Raw genomic sequence first — 551 nt, forward strand, 5'->3', positions numbered from 1 at the left:
TCCGCGCATATGCAACAAGAAAGGCTCCCCCGCGATTGCGGGGAAACCGTTTGGTCAGTTCACTTGGGATTAGCCGCGAACGCGGTCGCGCTGAGCGGTGTAGGCACCCGACGACAGGTTCAGCCAGCCCGAGGACGATGCCATCGACGCCATTGCGCTGTCGTGGATCTTCTTGAACAGCTCGTCGCCCATGTTCTCGTCCAGAACCTCTTGCGAGGCCTGACCGAATGCGTCCCACACGCTGTCTGGGAATTCCATGACCTTCACGCCACCCGACTGCAGACGCTGCAGAGCTGCGCCGTTGTTGGCCAGGAACTGCGCAAGGTTCCACTGGTGCGCTTCGGCAGCTGCGATCTCGATGATCTTCTGCTGGGCCGGTGTCAGTTCGTCGAACACGTCGCGGTTGGTTGCCAGCGACAGACCTGCGCCCGGCTCGTGGAAGCCCGCGGTGTAGTAGGTCTTGGTGATTTCCTGGAAGCCCGCTTTTTCGTCCGCCCAGGGGCCGATCCACTCGGTGCCGTCAATCGCACCCGAGGACAGCGCCTGATACA

At 61.9% G+C, this 551-nt stretch carries 1 pseudogene; it reads right to left on the reverse strand.

Going from position 1 to position 551, the window contains the following annotated elements:
* Positions 1-69 precede the first annotated feature (69 nt).
* Positions 70-551: pseudogene (locus ACR0E6_RS22920) on the reverse strand (ABC transporter substrate-binding protein); the annotation flags it as partial.

It is taken from the genome of Ruegeria sp. AP12, assembly GCF_056540025.1.